The 15574-nt window shown below is 37.2% G+C and carries 19 protein-coding genes and 1 other RNA gene; 8 read left to right on the forward strand and 12 right to left on the reverse strand.

Annotation, left to right across the window (positions count from 1 at the left end):
* Positions 1 to 224: 224 nt before the first annotated feature.
* Positions 225 to 1385 carry a DUF58 domain-containing protein gene (locus A0J48_RS17775; RefSeq protein ID WP_200325352.1) on the reverse strand — a complete coding sequence of 387 codons (1161 nt, stop codon included), beginning with the start codon at positions 1383 to 1385 and terminating at the stop codon, positions 225 to 227.
* A gap of 536 nt (positions 1386 to 1921) precedes the next feature.
* Here A0J48_RS17775 and A0J48_RS17780 point away from each other — a divergent pair.
* The 5 genes from A0J48_RS17780 (at position 1922) to queF (ending at position 3769) form a co-directional block, all read left to right on the forward strand.
* The gene (locus A0J48_RS17780; RefSeq protein WP_200325354.1) at positions 1922 to 2188 is read left to right on the forward strand and encodes a YciI family protein; all 267 of its coding nucleotides are present in this window, start codon (positions 1922 to 1924) and stop codon (positions 2186 to 2188) included.
* A gap of 37 nt (positions 2189 to 2225) precedes the next feature.
* Positions 2226 to 2322: signal recognition particle sRNA small type (gene ffs / locus A0J48_RS17785), an RNA gene on the forward strand.
* A 25-nt stretch (positions 2323 to 2347) separates the two neighbouring features.
* The gene (locus A0J48_RS17790; RefSeq protein ID WP_200325356.1) at positions 2348 to 2731 is read left to right on the forward strand and encodes a phasin family protein; all 384 of its coding nucleotides are present in this window, start codon (positions 2348 to 2350) and stop codon (positions 2729 to 2731) included.
* Positions 2732 to 2884: 153 nt separating this feature from the next.
* The gene (locus A0J48_RS17795; protein ID WP_200325358.1) at positions 2885 to 3289 is read left to right on the forward strand and encodes a hypothetical protein; all 405 of its coding nucleotides are present in this window, start codon (positions 2885 to 2887) and stop codon (positions 3287 to 3289) included.
* A gap of 69 nt (positions 3290 to 3358) precedes the next feature.
* Positions 3359 to 3769, forward strand: a complete 411-nt coding sequence (gene queF, locus A0J48_RS17800) for a preQ(1) synthase (protein ID WP_200325360.1) — start codon at positions 3359 to 3361, stop codon at positions 3767 to 3769.
* Between the two features lie 253 nt (positions 3770 to 4022).
* Here the strand turns inward: queF and A0J48_RS17805 are convergent, their stop codons facing one another.
* Genes A0J48_RS17805 through A0J48_RS17815 form a run of 3 tightly spaced genes read right to left on the reverse strand, consistent with a single transcriptional unit; the run spans position 4023 to position 5339 of the window.
* Positions 4023 to 4691 (reverse strand): Crp/Fnr family transcriptional regulator, encoded by a 669-nt coding sequence (locus tag A0J48_RS17805; protein WP_200325361.1) that lies wholly within the window; start codon positions 4689 to 4691, stop codon positions 4023 to 4025.
* A gap of 54 nt (positions 4692 to 4745) precedes the next feature.
* Positions 4746 to 5063, reverse strand: a complete 318-nt coding sequence (locus tag A0J48_RS17810; protein ID WP_200325363.1) for a type II toxin-antitoxin system RelE/ParE family toxin — start codon at positions 5061 to 5063, stop codon at positions 4746 to 4748.
* Between the two features lie 9 nt (positions 5064 to 5072).
* The gene (locus A0J48_RS17815) at positions 5073 to 5339 is read right to left on the reverse strand and encodes a prevent-host-death family protein (RefSeq protein ID WP_200325366.1); all 267 of its coding nucleotides are present in this window, start codon (positions 5337 to 5339) and stop codon (positions 5073 to 5075) included.
* A gap of 238 nt (positions 5340 to 5577) precedes the next feature.
* Here A0J48_RS17815 and hcp point away from each other — a divergent pair, with 238 nt between their 5' ends.
* A complete protein-coding gene (gene hcp / locus A0J48_RS17820; RefSeq protein WP_200325368.1) occupies positions 5578 to 7212 on the forward strand; it encodes a hydroxylamine reductase in 1635 nt (544 codons plus the stop codon).
* 369 nt (positions 7213 to 7581) lie between these two features.
* Here the strand turns inward: hcp and A0J48_RS17825 are convergent, their stop codons facing one another.
* The 4 genes from A0J48_RS17825 to A0J48_RS17840 form a co-directional block, all read right to left on the reverse strand.
* Positions 7582 to 8283 (reverse strand): serine/threonine-protein kinase, encoded by a 702-nt coding sequence (locus A0J48_RS17825; protein WP_200325409.1) that lies wholly within the window; start codon positions 8281 to 8283, stop codon positions 7582 to 7584.
* Between the two features lie 77 nt (positions 8284 to 8360).
* Entirely contained in the window at positions 8361 to 9734 is a 1374-nt protein-coding gene (locus A0J48_RS17830) for a cytochrome c biogenesis protein (RefSeq protein WP_200325370.1), read from the reverse strand.
* A 365-nt stretch (positions 9735 to 10099) separates the two neighbouring features.
* Entirely contained in the window at positions 10100 to 10840 is a 741-nt protein-coding gene (locus A0J48_RS17835; RefSeq protein ID WP_200325371.1) for a cytochrome c biogenesis protein CcdA, read from the reverse strand.
* Between the two features lie 370 nt (positions 10841 to 11210).
* A complete protein-coding gene (locus tag A0J48_RS17840) occupies positions 11211 to 12263 on the reverse strand; it encodes a DMT family transporter (protein ID WP_200325417.1) in 1053 nt (350 codons plus the stop codon).
* A 200-nt stretch (positions 12264 to 12463) separates the two neighbouring features.
* Here A0J48_RS17840 and A0J48_RS17845 point away from each other — a divergent pair, with 200 nt between their 5' ends.
* Complete coding sequence (locus A0J48_RS17845; RefSeq protein WP_200325373.1) at positions 12464 to 12868, forward strand: hypothetical protein; 405 nt, start codon at positions 12464 to 12466, stop codon at positions 12866 to 12868.
* Positions 12869 to 12954: 86 nt separating this feature from the next.
* Entirely contained in the window at positions 12955 to 13695 is a 741-nt protein-coding gene (locus tag A0J48_RS17850; protein WP_200325375.1) for a DUF4079 domain-containing protein, read from the forward strand.
* 121 nt (positions 13696 to 13816) lie between these two features.
* Here the strand turns inward: A0J48_RS17850 and A0J48_RS17855 are convergent, their stop codons facing one another.
* The 4 genes from A0J48_RS17855 to A0J48_RS17865 form a co-directional block, all read right to left on the reverse strand.
* Entirely contained in the window at positions 13817 to 14227 is a 411-nt protein-coding gene (locus tag A0J48_RS17855; RefSeq protein ID WP_200325377.1) for a type II toxin-antitoxin system VapC family toxin, read from the reverse strand.
* A gap of 4 nt (positions 14228 to 14231) precedes the next feature.
* A complete protein-coding gene (locus tag A0J48_RS17860; RefSeq protein ID WP_200325379.1) occupies positions 14232 to 14528 on the reverse strand; it encodes a hypothetical protein in 297 nt (98 codons plus the stop codon).
* A gap of 85 nt (positions 14529 to 14613) precedes the next feature.
* Positions 14614 to 14841 (reverse strand): hypothetical protein, encoded by a 228-nt coding sequence (locus tag A0J48_RS27105; RefSeq protein ID WP_234300998.1) that lies wholly within the window; start codon positions 14839 to 14841, stop codon positions 14614 to 14616.
* Complete coding sequence (locus tag A0J48_RS17865; protein WP_234300999.1) at positions 14819 to 15520, reverse strand: AAA family ATPase; 702 nt, start codon at positions 15518 to 15520, stop codon at positions 14819 to 14821. Before A0J48_RS17865 ends, A0J48_RS27105 begins: the two co-directional genes overlap by 23 nt.
* Positions 15521 to 15574 lie beyond the last annotated feature (54 nt).

Here is a 15574-nt window from a genome sequence, read left to right on the forward strand (position 1 = left end):
TTGGCAGTGTGAAACAGCTGGGGTGGGGGGGGAAGGGGAGGCAGGGGAGCCAGGGGGGGCAGGGGAAGCAGGGGAAGCAGAGGAAAAATTTCTTCTTTCTTCTTCCTTAACTACTGAACGGGCGGGGAAACCCCGCCCCTACTCCTAAACTCCTGAACTCCTTGAACTCCTGCTTTCTGTCACCTGTCACCTGTCACCTGTCACCTCTTCCTCCTGAACTCCTTTCAAAATGAAGTTAATGGTTTTTGCAATTCAAGTTGCAGTTCTTGTTGATTTTGTAAGATGATACCGGGGTAATCTCGATTAATTACGATTTGTTCTGAGGATGGGTTTGTGTCTTCCCATAAAACCCAACGACTACCTAGAGGTAATTGAGATAAGGTGAGAGGGTTTTGGGTAAGCCAAATGACAGGATTGTTTTCTGGTAATGTATTCGTTTCTTCTAGGGGGTTGGTTGCGGCTAAGGTTTCCAGAACGGTAATATCGCCTTTGACTAAACCTGTGGCTGCTGTCCAGAGTTGGACTTGTAATTGTTGTCTTTGGGCATAAAAATACAAGGATGCTGCGGCAATTACGGCTTGTTCAAATTGTTCTTGTTGCCAATTGGCGGCGCTATCAACGGCGATGATGATTTCTTGTCCACCTGTAATAATTTCTAATTCTCTTACTCGTAATTCTCCGTAACGCGCACTGGTACGCCAATGGATGAGACGAGTGGGATCACCTAGACGATAGGGACGGAGCGATCGCACTAAGCCTGTTGTTGATAATTGTAAGGGTTTACCACGGGGATCATTTCTTTGACTGTCATCTTGACCAATTTCATCCACTAGGGGACAGTTGGTAAGGGGTAATACTGTGGGATAAACTATGGCTCTAGCTATACATTCTCGCTGCCGCCGACACCAAAATAAGCCCCAAGGCGCACCTGTAGCCAGTTCTACTGTTTGCCATCTGTACACTCCTCGGCGTTGGGTGGGGTAATAGTATTCCCAACGGTAAGTATTTTTTGTTTCAATGGTATCAATAGGTTTTTTGATTGGTTTGCCTAAAATGAAAGGCAGTATATCGGCAACTTGCAATAAAGTCACAGGCCGCTGGGTGGGATTATGAATTTCTATTTCAATTCTCAGTTCGTCTCCCACAGTGACTGGTGGGATGGGTGAACGTTTGACAACTAAATTTTTGAGCGATCGCGGTGCTAAGAATACTGATACACCTAAAAGAGCAAGACACACACCACTAATCACATATAACCAACCTGCCATTGTATTAATAGCAGCGCCTAAATAACAAATAGCCACACCTGTTAATACCCAACCGCCGTAACTGGGAGCAGAGGCATGGGTTTCTAGCCAATTGGTGATGTTTTTAGTAATTTTCATACTTTATTTTTTAACTGCATATATTTTAATTCTAAATTTTTCCTAAACAACATCTGGTTGGCAAATTTCACATCATTATATATTCATCTATAAGACCATCAATAAAACCTTATAGATTTAGAGATTTAGAGATATCCTGTTATTGCAGCGCGAGTTCAATATTATTAATGGCTGTTATTTTTCTCATTTGCAATTTGACAACTTTCTGGAAATATTTGCAATAACCAAGCCAGTTAACGGACATGATCATACAGTAGATTTCAGCAGTAAAACCCTTTTGGTGCAAGGGTTTGTCATAAAAATTTGTACCTGATTGATCTGCAATATGCCGTAACTCTTCTAGGAATCCTATTTGATTTCGGAACCCTATATGTTTAACCTTGATATTATCTGCGGTGCAAACTAGTACATAATCTAGGACTCCTATATCAGTTAAATCATAACGGTAATTTATAACGGCAATGGATAAAAATTAAAACATCAAAACAAATTATGATAATTTATGATCAATCCTAAATCAGAAATTTCAAATTGATATGCCTTGGTTTGTAAAGATTGAAGCAGGTAAAGTGGATAAACCAACCTTTGATCAATATGTACCCGCCCACACAGCCTACGTACAAGAATTGATAAAGAAAGGACACAAAGCCAAAACAGGCTATTGGGCGCAACGGGGAGGGGGCATGATGTTGTTTGAGGCAGCATCAATGGATGAAGCACAGGCGATAGTTGCCGCTGATCCCTTGATACAGAACGATTGCGTCAATTATCAGATTTACGAATGGCGAATTGTTATAGAATGACACACAATTACAAACTTTTGGTGCTATTATTGTAGATGACCTGGATCTATGCAACTTCAACGCCCAAATCTTGTCAGGACCGGAAGGTAGCAGCAATAAGGGATGCTTGTGGTAGGCGTAGTCTCCGGGTCGCCCCATTTTTAGGAGTGCTTTGCAGCAATGCCTGGTTTTGGAGATATTGTTCAAAAAGCTTTTTACCTTGGTGTAGGCTTGGCTTCTTATGCTGGTGAAAAAGCAGGGGGGAAATTAGCCGAACTGCGATCGCAAGTCCAAAAACTGGCTGATGAGATGGTAGCGAAGGGCGAAATGAACACGGAAGAAGCTCGTCGTTTCGTAGAAGATATGATGAGACAAGCCCAACAGCCCCAAACATCTGGTGAGACAACTGAAAAAACAGCTGCTTCTGAACCTCGTCGCATCGAAATCTTAGAGGTAGATGAAGAACCAGCTGTGAAAGAGGCACCAAAGGAAAACGTCGATCTTCTACGTCAACAAGTTCTAGAATTGCAAAAACAATTAGAACAACTCAAACGCGATCAGTAAAATCTGACATTTGATTTTGCGATCGCTACAAGTTGTAAATTTGGGAACGACGCTACACCCAAAACTAGTTTGATAGGCATTAGTGTGTACTCTAGCAGTTACAACCAGGTGTCAGAAAGCGTCATCTTTATAGCCAGCAAGACCGTTAAGCTTATGGAACCGTGGCAAAAAGACTTAATTGATATCCTCGAAACTGTGGCTGATGAAGTAGAAAGCTTCTTCCAAGGAATTAATGACATGGTAGATGCATTTTTTGAGCTAACGGAAGAAATTACCGAACAGGTACACAATAGCATTACTACAGATATTGACCAGTATTTACAGGAATTAGCCGAACCACTTCTGGAGGTTTACTGGGAACTAGAAGATGTGGTAGCTGATGTAGATCCTGGTTTTCCTTATACAGTAGAAGCGACAACTGAACATCAACCAGCTTGTGTAGGTTGTAGCAATTATCATGGACAAGTTTATGGTGGAAATTTGCTAGTTTGTGCGATGCACCCCCACGGTTGGGATGACGCAAATTGTCCAGATTGGGAAAAAAGTAATGAGTTCTGATTGCTGATTTATGACTAATGAATGTTAAATTAGTGTTTATGAATCTCTGCATTTTTCTAGAATAATTTTATGAGTAATTCTTTACCAGAGACTGTAACTCCAGCAAGTCAAGAAATGAAATATGGTGAACGGGAGATAGCAGAAGGACAGCTAATTACATTTCCTAATCCGCGTGTGGGTAGACGCTACAATATTGATATTACTTTGCCGGAATTTACCTGTAAATGTCCGTTTTCTGGTTATCCAGACTTTGCAACTATTCATATTTCCTACATCCCTGATCAACGGGTGGTAGAGTTGAAGGCTTTAAAGCTGTATATTAATAGTTACCGCGAGCGATATATTTCTCACGAAGAATCAGCTAATCAAATTTTAGATGATTTTGTTGCTGCTTGTGATCCATTGGAAGCTACGGTAAAAGCTGATTTTACTCCTCGTGGAAATGTGCATACTGTTGTGGAAGTAAAGCATCAAAAATAAGTTTTTTAACTTAGGTTTGTAGTGAGGACTTAAGTCTTTACTACAAAGATTTTATTTTATGGAAATGACAGAATTTAATTCTCTATTGTTTTGGCGATAGTTCCTACTCGCATATTGCAGCCATCTCTTCTGAATGCTTCAGGTATTGTCTTTCTCAATTATCTCTTGTCACTAGCAGTAAAACAAAACTCCTTATCATAATACAAAATCAATTCTGCAAGAGGTCTTTTACAGATAACTTTTAGAAATTTTCTCATATCTTGTTTAACAATTTAATTTTTGTTCCATTGATTTCAATTTTTCCCTCTTGACTTAATTTATAAAAAGCACGAGAAAGAGTTTCAGGAACTGTCCCTAATAAAGCAGCCAATTGTGCTTTTGGTAAATCAAGTTCTACAATATTAATATTACCATTACGTTGGCTCAGTTTTAACAAATAATTACTCAATCTTTCTGGTACTTCCTGAAAAGACAGACTATCAACCAAATGGGTTAATTGTCGCAGATGTCTAGCGAATGTTGATAACATAGCTACTGCTAAAGTTGGATGTTGCTGCAAAACGATTAAAAATGCTGTTCTCGGAATAAAGACAACTTCCGTATTTTCTACTGCTGCTGCTGATGCGGGAAAATTTCCACCATCAAAAGCAGGTACTTCAGCAAAATATTCATCTGCACCGAATATATGGAGAATTTGCTCTTTGCCAGAATTACCTATTTTGAAAACTTTAATTCTGCCAGATTGAACAATAAAAAATCCTGTCGCTTCGTCTCCTTCCCAAAATAGAGTTTCGCTTTTTTTGTAACTTTGAGGAATAGCAATATTAGCAACTGCTTGTAGTTGTTCATCGAGGATATTTTGAAAGATGGGTGTTTTTTGGAGGAAGTTTTTGACTACTAGGACTTTTTCGGTGAGAGTCATAAATAAGAGTGTATTTATTGATAGTCATACTATTTGATTTATAAACTATTATTCTTATTCCCAGTTTTCATCTCTATAAGATTGGCTACTATGACGAATATGAATAATGGCAACAACATATTCTTCAACTACAAATAAAACTCGATATTTTCTTTGTTTTCCAATCCAGAGTTGTCGAACTTCAGAACCTATTGCTTTGGCTTCTGGTGCTATACTACAACGCTTAGGAAATTTCTTTAATGATTCTATAGCATCTTCTAGTTGATAATACCAATTGTTTGCTACTTCAGGACTTGTATTATCGCACATCCAACGATAAGCTGTTTCGATTTCTTGAAAAGCAGTAGGTTGAATAATAACTGCATAATTCATGGGCATAATTCATGGGCGTGGAGGAATGTTAAACTTATGCTTTAAAGTTGCTAGAGCTTCTTCTGCTGGTATTCCTTCCCCTTGCTTCAATTCATCTAATCCTTTGCGAATACCTACTATTGCTTCTAAATAATCAATTCTTTCTAATAGTTCCTGATATGTAGCTAGGGATGCTTCTGGTGTTGTTTTGAGCGATCGCAAAAAACTTAAAACATCCTCTAGTAGTTCCTGGGGAGTATTATCAATTTCTTGTAAGAGTAATTCTTTGATGGTCATTATAGTTGAGGATTAATAGTTGAGGATTAAGGTTTATTCTTTGATTATAGCAATTTAAGTAAGTATTCAGCGGTCAGCTATCAGTAATCAGTCATCAGCGAATAGCAATAATACTGAACTTTTGATAACCTTATACTTGCAAAACTTGACCAAACTTTACCAATACACTTGACTTAAGTCAAGGATTTCCCCAATCGCAATGAATACGCTAGAAGCATAGAGATTTGAGGAACGAACTATGTTCTGTAACCAATGTGAACAAACTACCCGTGGAGATGTCTGTCATCAGTGGGGTGCGTGTGGTAAAAGTCCTGAAGTTGATGCTTTACAAGATTTATTAGTACATTGTTTGCGCGGACTTTCCCAAGTTGCACTACAAGCTAAATCTCTAAGTATTGCTACTCGTGACACAGATGAGTTTACCTGTGAAATGCTGTTTGCTACATTGACAAACGTGAATTTTACCACTTCTGATTTTATAGCTTTTGTAAATCGTGCGATCGCACTACGCGAAAGTCTAAAGTTAAAAATTCAAGCCACAGGAAATAAAGTTGTAGAATCAAATATTAATAAATTCCAACCTGCCAGCAGTTTACAAGCACAAATTCAGCAAGGTAAAGATTTAGAATTTGAATTTATCAGTCAATCAGCGAATAATGTTGATATTTTCTCACTCAAACTGACTGTATTATATGGTCTAAAAGGTGTTGCTGCTTACGCTTTCCATGCCTTGGAATTAAATCAGCATGATGAAGGTTTATATACATTCTGCCATCAAGTTCTAGCTAATTTAGATGCTCAAGATAAAACTTTACAAGATTGGTTAGATTTAGCCCTCAAAGTTGGAGAAATGAACCTGAAAGCCATGCAGCTTTTGGATGCAGGAAATACAGAAACATTCGGTCATCCCACACCCACAACTGTAAATTTAGGACATACAAAAGGAAAAGCGATTCTTGTTTCTGGACATGATTTATTAGCATTAAAAGCTATCCTGGAACAAACAGCCGGAACAGACATTAAAGTTTACACCCACGGGGAATTATTGCCAGCACATGGTTATCCCAAGCTAAAACAAGCATACCCACACCTTTACGGACATTACGGTACAGCATGGCAAAACCAAACCCACGAATTTGAACACTTTCCTGGTGCGATCGCTATGACTACTAATTGTCTCATGCCTCCCCACGAAGGTTACAAAGACCGAGTATTTACTTTAGGCCCAGTGGGTTATCCTGGTTTACAGCACGTGAGTATTGGTGATGTTTTCCAAATTATCAACAAAGCTTTAGAATTACCAGGATTTACGGATGAAGAAGATAAGGGAACAGTAGTTACAGGCTTTGCTAGAAATGCGGTTTTAGGAGTTGCTGACACAGTTATAGATGCTGTCAAAGCAGGTAAGATTCGTCACTTCTTCCTCGTTGGTGGTTGTGATGGTGCAAAACCAGGACGTAACTACTATAGTGATTTAGTAGAAAAGATGCCTGATGATTGTGTTGTCCTAACTTTGGGTTGTGGAAAATTCCGCTTCTTCGACAAAAATCTTGGTGATATTGGGGGAATTCCCCGCTTGTTGGATGTGGGACAATGTAATGATGCTTACTCTGCCATTCAGATTGCTGTAGCTTTAGCAAATGCGTTTCAGGTAAATGTCAATCAACTGCCTTTGTCAATGGTACTGTCTTGGTATGAACAGAAAGCGATCGCAGTTTTGTTAACTCTACTTCATTTAGGTATCCAAAATATTCGCATTGGTCCCACACTTCCCGCTTTTCTCTCAGCTAACGTCATCAAACTCCTATCAGAAACCTATCATCTCCAACTGATCACCACTCCAGAACAAGATTTAGCTGCTTGTCTTGGTTAAATGCCAACATCCCGCTTTTTAACAGTAACTGCTACACCTAAAGCAACTACAGTTGTAATACCATTTCTTTGTGAGGCTGCGCCGAATTTTGTAACCTGGTCTTTTCCTCCTCTGTGTTCTCTGTGTCTCTGCGGTTCGTTCCTTTCTAAATTTGGCGCATCTTTATACAGAATTGGTATAAGTATTCAGCTATCAGCTTTTATATATAGGCAGCTTGGGAATAAAATCAAAATTTTGCTCCCATTCGATAAATGTTGATGAGAGAAATAACAAGCCTGTAATTTATGTCTTTGGTACATTTTGCTGACTGCTGTTAGCTGACGGCTGAATGCTTATCTACAGTTTTATTAGGCAACATTACTTAACCCATTAATTTTTGATAGATTTTCGACCAATTAATTTATTAAAGAATTGAAAAATATTACCTGCAAAAGAAGTTATAAAGCGGTAAGTTTTGCGAACTTTATTTAAAAATGAATAAGGTACTCGTAACCGCAAAGGATAGAAAATAGGCAAATATATCAAATAATAAGCTCTTTTCAGATCATCCCATTTTGAGCATCTTTCCTGGTGAAGAAAATCAGAAATATCAACAACTAAACCCCGTCCCTCAAACATCATCACATTTTTGCCATGAACATCATGAGGGAACAGTCCACGAGTCCGCGCATAGTCCAAAGCATAATCAATATCTTTAATCACTTGAGGAGGAATACGCAAACCCCTGTGCAGACAGTCATAAAGGGTAACACCATATAATCTTTTTAAGACTAACAAGCCTTGTTGAGCATAAAAACACTCAGAAAAAGCCGGATGAGAACCAAGACGACTGTAAACTTCTAGTTCTTCCTCAAACCCAGGACGACCAGGTGCGTAAATTTTAACCACCAAGTCTGGATAATCAGGATGATAAACTACTGCTGCATAGTTTCCTGTACCTAGTAGTTGCCAAGGTGGAGGAAGATAGCGCACTTCTGCTGGGTTGTGAGGATGAACACTTTCGACAACTAGCTGTGGAATTAGTTCTTGCTGGATATTTGCGATTAGAGACTGAATTTGGGATTTATCCATAGATATACGCACCATTTTGAGTGGTATCACATATAAGATACACCAATCAATTGCTATTATGCCCTATGAAGAAGAAATTATTTTTTTCCTGAGTCAATCAGTTGGTCTAAAATTCCCAAAACCTCTCTTTCAAAAGTCACTTGAGCGCGATTGGTCTTACCCCCAAAATAAAGTTTTTCACCTTGTTGTAAAGCCCAAATTTGAGAATGGGAAAAATAACTCATCACCACACCCAACATTAATAGAGCAAAACCAATATAAACTATAGGTATACCGGGGTCATATTTGATTTGTAACCCTGTGCTACCAAGGACATCAACAATTTTGAGATTGATCCCATTTACAGGTATTGACATTCCGGTACGCACAGTATTAATCAACTTACCTTGAGAATCATATATTAATACCATGCCTTGTAAATCTTTGGCTAAGAGGGAAACACCTGCACTTAAATCAGGTTTTGTTGGTATCCAAGTTCCCCAAATTCTGCCTTTACCTTTGGTGTCTAATTGTGCCATTGGTAATTGAAAAACGGGACTGTTATTTAACTTCACCTGAACGGCAGAAATACCCCAGTCAGTTTGATAAAAAACTACACCATGATAACGCAAAGGTTTATTTACATAAATTTTCTCATGGTTTACTTCTTGCCCATCATGATCCAAAACAGATAAATCTGAATAAAACTGATCAATTCCTCCTTTGGGTGTGTAGTCAATCCAAAATCTATTTACCTTGACTGACCAATCTTTCAGTACATCCTGAGAAGACCAAGCACCAGCATCAATAATATTTTTAACCTGGAAAGTGTCACCAGAAGCAATCATTTCTTGAGCCATAAAACCCGTCATTGACCCCCATATTCCTCCCAGTAAAATCATGACGATGCCAATATGGACAATGATTGGTCCAATACGTCCGATGATACCTTTGCGGGCATAAAGAATATCATCTTTGTCTTGTTCTTGAAATATTTTATAACGGCTTTTTGTTAACAGTGGTGTGAGTGAACTGACAGAAATCTGATCTAATTCTGCACTCAAAGCTAATTTTTTAAACTTCCTTGGTTCGTCGTAATATTGCCATTTTTGGGCTGCTTTTAAGGCTGGTAATTGACGAGTAAAAGTACAAGCTGTTAAACTCGTACCAAATAAAACTAATAAAGCCAAAAACCACCAAGTTCGATAAACGTGATCTAAACCCACAACTTGAATTACTTTCCAAGTGAGGAAACCAAATAAAGCCGGATGTTCTGGATAGTTAGCTTGGTAAAAAGCTGGTGTTTGTCCTTGTTCTATTACCGTACCACTAACGCTAAATAGGGCAATTATTAATAACAAGATAATTGCTAATCTTAAATCTGTCAGCACAGGTAAAATTTCCCGTCGCAGGAAGCGAACAGGAAGAGAAAATAAATTGAATTCTTGAGATGTTGAGTTATCTACAGTCATAAGTTAGAAATGTAATGTCAGGACTCAGGAGTAAGAATAAGATAGCAATAATTTCCAGACATAATCATGAAATTCATTAACTCATCCGTCTTCATTTGCGTTTATCTGCGTTCATCTGCGTTTATCGGGAGTTTCCCAAATATGTAAGTTTCTTTTTTTGAAAGAAAGGCAATTGCTCCAAGGCTTGATATGATTGTCCGCGTAGCGTGCCGGAGGCATTACCGCAAAGGACGCAAAGAACACAAAGGTAAGAGATGGTGAGAGATTTTTTAGTGTTGCTGCGTTCATTTTTTCAAAATTGGGATGCTCCCCATTCATCTGCGTTTACTTATGCTCTCTCTAAAAATTCATTTTCATAGTATTACCTATAAATTACCAAAGGGAAGACGAGAAAGCAAAGAAAACACACCGAATCCTACTAATAAAGCACCGCTAACTGGATTAATCCAACCAGACCACCGACGCAATTCTAATAATTTTTTAATTGTGGCAGTAAACGTACCTGCTAAAATTAATGGGGCGACATATCCGGCAGTGTAGGAAATTAGTAAAACAGCACCTAAAAGCAAATCTTGGGTATTAGCAACCCAACCTAATAAACTGGCTAAAACTGGTGTGCTACAAGGAGAAGCTACTAAACCAAATGTTAACCCGATAGAGTAGGAACGAACTCCCGGAGGTAAATCTTGGGAAATCCAATTTGTCTCACCGAAAGAGGGAAATTGTAAAGGTAGGGCTTCTAATAAATTCAAGCCCATAATAATGGCAATAATGCTAACAATTATTGGTAAACCAATTCCTACTTGACCGTATACTTTCCCCACTACACCTGCGATGATTCCTAAACTTGCCAATGTGGTTGCTAATCCTAAAGCAAACCAAGTGGATTGTGCAGCTGCTTGCAGTCGGCTTTTTGCTTCATAACCGCCAATATAACCGATAGTAATGGGCAGCATAGATAGCATACATGGTGTTAAACTTGTGAGCAAACCAGCAGCAAAAATAATGCCAACACTGATGATGCTGAGGTGAGTTAGTTGGTTAACAACAAGGGTGTTTGCGAATTGTTCAAGTTGATAAATTTGCGTTTGCAGATTCTCCAGCATGGGTATGTTTGAATAGGAAAGGCTGACTCTGTTTACATTCTAGCTTAATTTAGTGGGTTGTTTCTCCCCGTCACCAACTGTGGGAAGAAACCACATCAATATGGAAAGATAATTTTTAGTAATATCAGTTTTTGCCAAAATAGTTCTATCTGAATCCCGTTCTCAATAGCTAGGGCTTATTCTCAATAATATTGAGAATGCTGTCAATAAATCAACGAGATTTGGAGATTACAGGATTGATATTTTAGTTGTTTTGTGTTTATAATATTTTTGTGTATGATCCAAGGGGATGATATTACCTTTAATAAAATTATAAGTGATCAGATAGTATTCCCAGTCTGGAGACTGGAAACCAAAAATTAATCTGTGCTTAAAATCCTTTAAATCCTATTCTTGCTGCCATTTTCTGTTCGATTTGAGTTAAGCTCATTTTGGATATCAATTCATTAGTTTGGCGTTTAGTTGGGATTTGACTCAAGAATATTCCCACTAAAACTAAGCAACCACCAATATATTGTGCTTGAGTAGGAATTTCACCCAAGATTAAATAAGCTCCCAAACTACTTATAATTGGTGTAACTGAGCTAACTAAGGTAGTTGTAGCCACGGAAGAAGTTTTAAAACCTTTGAGCCAGAGTAACTGACCTAACACTACAATTACCGCACTATATAATAACATCCACTGCCACAAAAAAGGTGAGAACACATCTATAAAATGTTGCTGACCATAAAGTGTTAAGGCAATAAAGAAAAATATTACTGTTCCTAAAGCAGTCCGAAAAATACTGTAAATTCCTACAGGAATTTGGGAGAGATGTTGTTTAGTAATAATTGTGGCGATAGCTACAGCAACAGAGGCTATAGCCGTGAGAATTTCTCCTAGTCCAATAGTCAAACCACCCATGTTCAGCATAGATTTTTCTGGTGGCTGAAGGATAATAGTCAAGACCACACCAACAAAAGCTAAAAACGCTCCTAGAACTTGCCAACGAGTTACCCTTTCTTTTAAGCACCAGACTGATAAAGCCAGTGTAAGAGGTGGTTCTAAACGCCCAACTAAAACAACATTATTGACATTTGTAATAGCTAAAGCCTGAAAAAATAAACTAGGGGCTAATGCTCCTGAAAGAATGGCTACTATGGCGAGATAAAACCAATTTTGTTTAGACAATTGCTGGAGATTAGCTTTGTTCCATTGTCGCCAATAAATCATTACTAGAACTAGTAAAGCACAGAGATTACCTACAAATAAAACATTGCACAAAGAAATAGGATTACGATTTTCTATTAAATGTTGCGTGCCAATTTCTGTTAACTTACGAGTTACAGCACTAGAAATACCAAAAATCAGAGTAGCTAAACAAAGATATATTTGTCCGGGAATTTTGTCAACTAAATTATGCCATTTTTTTGGTTGAGTCACCATAACTGCAAGCTATCAAAGCACAATACATCATAGTATATTTCCTAGATGAAGTCTGAGTGAAGTATTTCTGAGAAAATGCTGAGTAGAGGTTTAATTATTATTTCTAATAAATTCAGAAAATTTATGGCTAGGCTTCAGATAGGGTTCAGTATTGGATGGGATGCTTTCTATAGTCGAAATTAATTCAGGACAAACCCATGAAATTTACTTCTTCTTTACTTGCAACCGTGGCTTTAGCTGGTATCGTTACTGTTTGGGATGCTCCCCTCAAAGCTATTAATCCTAGTTTAGCTCAAGTATCAGCCCAAGAAGTCAAGCAAATGCAGAAAGCCGAAATGAAAGATTCGACTGGCTTATCTGCTCAACAAAAGATTGAGATGTTGATGAAAAATAAAGGTCAGTTTGGTAGCGGTGATCAATTACGTCGTTTCTTTTTTGGTGACTTAGAACCAATTGCTGTACAACCAGGTGGTGCAGGGATGGTAGTTAATCTATACAACAAAGCTAATAACGTGACAATTGCTTACTGTGCTACTTATGATGTAGTAGTAAATATCAAAGAAGGTAAAGTAAGCAGATTTCAACCCAGCGAAGTCAAATAATTTATTGTATTTCCAGATCAGGACATTTTAGGTCTTATTCCTAAACTGTCCTTTTTAACAATTAAGAAAATTTTTCAGCATTGGATATGACACTCAAAGATATAATCTTACTCTTACACCCAGTAATTGCTGTAACGGTAGTTTTTCCTTTAATTGGAATAGTTTTAAATCGGGCTTTACAAGTGCGTCAACGTCGCTTAGAAACTATAGCAACAGGTAAAAGCAAAATTCCGCCAGTTGCAGGACAAGAACATATTCAATTAGGTCGTTGGTTAACAGGTGCTGTTGTTGGTATTGTTTTAATAGCACTAGCTTATGCTATTTTTAGTAATGTTTTAGAAAAAGAAGTTTGGCTAAAATCCTCTTTTCAAGTAATATTTATAGTCTTGATTTTTGCGGCAACTATAGGCTCTACAATTTTACTATATAAAGCTAAAGCTAAAGATAAAAAATGGCGTGGTGTGTTTGCTACTTTGACAGGTATGGGTTTAGTAATACTGGGTTGTCAAGATGGCGTTTATCGTCTAACCGAAAAATGGTATATGTCCCATTACTATTATGGCATAGCGGCTGCTTTATTAATGATTTTTTCTGTGGCAATTTTACCAGAGATTTATAAAGATAAAACTAATGTTTGGCGTAAAGTCCATATTGCTGCTAATTGTGCTGCACTCTTATTATTTTTTGGTTTGGGAATTACAGGAACTTTATCTTTATTAGAAATTCCCTTGACTTGGCAAAAAAATTATATCAATCAATTATATCAAAAACAATGTGAAGTTAAGACTTGTGTAATTACTAAGCCTGTCATACCTAATAAACCTTGATATAGCCATTCCCATTCAAGTGAGGTACAAGCAGTAATAATTGAACGCAGATGGACGCAGATAAACGCAGATAAACGCAGATAAATTTGTACTTCATTAGACTGGAAAACGCTATATAGATTTATTCATTTTGTAACCAGTCTTCTAATTTTAACTCTGTAATTCTGGATAAATCAGAATCATGGGAAACTAAGATTAAATTGTGAAATATAGCTGTAGCTGCAATAATAAATATATCCGCTTCTTGAATGGGTAAACCTCTTTGTTTTAAATCTGCGTAAATTTCTGATGCTTTTTGAAAAATTGCCATATCATCTAAGAGTAATACTTGGTATTCATGGGATAAATTTTCTAAATCTCTTAATTTTTTAGTAGCATTGACAGCTAACAGTCCTCGTTCAATTTCATAGTAAGTCATAGCACTCATGAACACTTTTTCTTGTTGAGTGCGTAAATTATCTAATTGCATAATAACTTTTTGATTATTTTTGAAAATCGCCGAAACAATATTCGTATCTAGTAGATATTCCATTGATTTATTTCCGTTTTACCGCTTCATCAAATATTGTCATTTCTTCTGGTGTGAAATCATTTAAAGTTCCTGCGACAGAATGCAGGACTAAAATACCATTAATTCTACTAATTAAGTCTTCCTCTTCCATTACCTCTATTGGTGGTATTGTATTGGGTTTATTGAATAGTTCATAAATGTAATTAATCATTTGTTCTTGTTCCAACCTTTCCTGATACACAATATTATTAGCAATTAACTTCTCTACAATGGCGGAAATGCGTTTATAGGTTGTTTGTTCGGTCAGAGATGTGTGACTCATATTTTTTACCTCTTTTTTGGGAATAGGTACTATTTTAACACATGATTAAAACCCTGACTTCTATCATAAATCTAGTTTCTAGTCCTTAAATATCCTCTCCAGTAATAGTCATCAGTGTTTCTTTATTGACTGCTTGGATTTTCACTAATCTATTCGCTTGTCTTTCAATTGTCTTCTCAAAAATATTCCTGACTAGTCTCCCATTGCCAAAATTCTTATCTTTTTCGTTATACAGCTTAGTGAAATTATCAATTAATTTTTGCTTTGCTTCTTCAGTGAGCAGAAAATGATTATTTTCGCAATTTTTTTTCAAATATTTTTAACAACTCTAATGGCTGATAATCTTGAAAATAAAAGTATCTATTAAATCTCGACTGTAAGCCAGGATTAGCATTAATAAACCGAGACATTTCCTCACTATAACCAGCGACAATTACAACTAACCTATCTCGATAATCTTCCATTCTTTTCAATAAAGTATCTATTGCTTCCTGTCCAAAATCTTTACCCGAACCTGCTGGTGCTAATGCGTAAGCTTCATCAATAAATAAAACTCCATCTAAGGCTGATTTCACAACCTCATCTACCTTCAACGCTGTTTGTCCCACATATCCTGCAACCAAACCTGACCTATCAGTTTCTACAAGATGTCCTTGAGAAAGAATTCCTAATGCTTTGTATATTTCACCCATTAACCGTGCAACAGTTGTTTTACCCGTTCCTGGAGGTCCACAAAAAACAGAATGTAATGAAACAGAAATATTAGGTAAACCTTGTTCCTGTCGCATTTTCTGAACTTTCAAAAAATTGATAAAAGTTTTAATATCATTTTTGACATCTTCCATTCCCACCAAATGATTTAGCTTATTGATAACATCATCCAAACCATCAGCTTGAGAACCAAAATTATCCCGATGATTATTCCCAGAGATATTTAACTCTCTCTTCATGCGTTGTAATTCAGCTTCAATTTCCCAATCTCGAAAATTCATAATTTATATTGTTTGAGTAAATACACACTTTCTGTTTTTAATTATACTTAAAAA

Source organism: Sphaerospermopsis aphanizomenoides BCCUSP55, assembly GCF_001586785.1.
In the GTDB taxonomy this organism is placed as follows: domain Bacteria; phylum Cyanobacteriota; class Cyanobacteriia; order Cyanobacteriales; family Nostocaceae; genus Sphaerospermopsis_A; species Sphaerospermopsis_A aphanizomenoides_A.

Excerpts from the sequence above, each read along its gene's own strand:
- A0J48_RS17865 (WP_234300999.1), bottom strand. The coding sequence starts at position 15,520 with ATGAATTTTCGAGATTGGGAAATTGAAGCTGAATTACAACGCATGAAG.
- queF (WP_200325360.1), top strand. The coding sequence starts at position 3,359 with ATGAGTAATTCTTTACCAGAGACTGTAACTCCAGCAAGTCAAGAAATG.
- A0J48_RS17805 (WP_200325361.1), bottom strand. The coding sequence starts at position 4,691 with ATGACTCTCACCGAAAAAGTCCTAGTAGTCAAAAACTTCCTCCAAAAA.
- A0J48_RS17830 (WP_200325370.1), bottom strand. The coding sequence starts at position 9,734 with ATGACTGTAGATAACTCAACATCTCAAGAATTCAATTTATTTTCTCTT.
- A0J48_RS17860 (WP_200325379.1), bottom strand. The coding sequence starts at position 14,528 with ATGAGTCACACATCTCTGACCGAACAAACAACCTATAAACGCATTTCC.
- A0J48_RS17775 (WP_200325352.1), bottom strand. The coding sequence starts at position 1,385 with ATGAAAATTACTAAAAACATCACCAATTGGCTAGAAACCCATGCCTCT.
- A0J48_RS17810 (WP_200325363.1), bottom strand. The coding sequence starts at position 5,063 with ATGAATTATGCAGTTATTATTCAACCTACTGCTTTTCAAGAAATCGAA.
- A0J48_RS17825 (WP_200325409.1), bottom strand. The coding sequence starts at position 8,283 with ATGGATAAATCCCAAATTCAGTCTCTAATCGCAAATATCCAGCAAGAA.
- A0J48_RS17855 (WP_200325377.1), bottom strand. The coding sequence starts at position 14,227 with ATGGAATATCTACTAGATACGAATATTGTTTCGGCGATTTTCAAAAAT.
- hcp (WP_200325368.1), top strand. The coding sequence starts at position 5,578 with ATGTTCTGTAACCAATGTGAACAAACTACCCGTGGAGATGTCTGTCAT.
- A0J48_RS17850 (WP_200325375.1), top strand. The coding sequence starts at position 12,955 with ATGACACTCAAAGATATAATCTTACTCTTACACCCAGTAATTGCTGTA.
- A0J48_RS17795 (WP_200325358.1), top strand. The coding sequence starts at position 2,885 with ATGGAACCGTGGCAAAAAGACTTAATTGATATCCTCGAAACTGTGGCT.
- A0J48_RS17845 (WP_200325373.1), top strand. The coding sequence starts at position 12,464 with ATGAAATTTACTTCTTCTTTACTTGCAACCGTGGCTTTAGCTGGTATC.
- A0J48_RS17815 (WP_200325366.1), bottom strand. The coding sequence starts at position 5,339 with ATGACCATCAAAGAATTACTCTTACAAGAAATTGATAATACTCCCCAG.
- A0J48_RS17790 (WP_200325356.1), top strand. The coding sequence starts at position 2,348 with ATGCCTGGTTTTGGAGATATTGTTCAAAAAGCTTTTTACCTTGGTGTA.
- A0J48_RS17835 (WP_200325371.1), bottom strand. The coding sequence starts at position 10,840 with ATGCTGGAGAATCTGCAAACGCAAATTTATCAACTTGAACAATTCGCA.
- A0J48_RS17780 (WP_200325354.1), top strand. The coding sequence starts at position 1,922 with ATGCCTTGGTTTGTAAAGATTGAAGCAGGTAAAGTGGATAAACCAACC.